We start from the raw sequence: 809 nt of genomic DNA, 5'->3' as shown, positions 1-809 counted from the left end.
GCGTATAGAAATTTAAAGCAGGCGCTGTATCGATGATAATTTCATCAAACTGGCTCTCTAATGCTCTTAAGGCATTTTTGAGTTTATAGATCTTATGCTTAGCCTCCAGCTTTCTTTCAAGAAAATCCATCTCAGGACTAGAGGGCAAAACATAGAGATTGTCGAAGGGGGTTTTATGCGCAAAGTCGGCAGGATCTTTATTAAACAAATTAAATGAAAGCGTTTGCTCAAAAAAATCGGCAATCGAGTCATTCAATTCAGCAGCAGGCTTTCCCATTAAATAGTGAGTAGAGTTACCTTGCGGGTCCAAATCAACAACCAAGGTTCTGCGTCCCTTAGCAGCGAAAATAGCTGCAAGATTGCAAGTAATACTCGACTTCCCTACACCGCCTTTCTGGTTGAATACTACGCGAATCATTTTTTTCTCCCTGCAGCTGATGAGCTACCAATTTAAAACTTTCTTGACGAACGGAATTGTCAATTTACGCTGCTCAGTGAGCGACGCTTTGTCTAGTTGATCAAGTAACGCTAGCAACTCTGTTAAGTTGCGCCCGCTACGCTTAATAATAAAAGTAGAAACGCCCTCTTCCAAGCTAAAGCCCTTATGTATCGCAACCTGCTGCATGATTAGTTCTTTTTCAGCATCACTATAAGCTTTCAGGCTTATCAATAAACCGGATTTTAGGCGTGACAACAAATCAGCCAAGCAGATATTCAAGGCGTCTACCGGCTGTGACAAGGCGAAAATTAACATATCACCTTGAGCTTTATAATGGTTAAATAAATTAAAAAGACAGCGTTCTTTAAAC

The 809-nt window shown here is 40.5% G+C and carries 1 protein-coding gene and 1 pseudogene; both read right to left on the bottom strand.

Features of this window, described 5'->3' with window-relative positions; all coding sequences use genetic code 11:
• Nucleotides 1–418, bottom strand: a 418-nt coding sequence (locus A3729_RS20090; protein ID WP_156498042.1) for a ParA family protein, incomplete at its 3' end; no start/stop codon positions are given.
• A gap of 24 nt (nucleotides 419–442) precedes the next feature.
• Nucleotides 443–809 (bottom strand): annotated as a pseudogene (locus A3729_RS20085) (DnaA/Hda family protein); the annotation flags it as partial.

The sequence above is a fragment of the Oleiphilus sp. HI0043 genome (assembly GCF_001634935.1).
The sequence above is the reverse complement of the archived record's forward strand: the minus strand, read 5'-3'. Positions and strand labels throughout refer to the sequence as shown.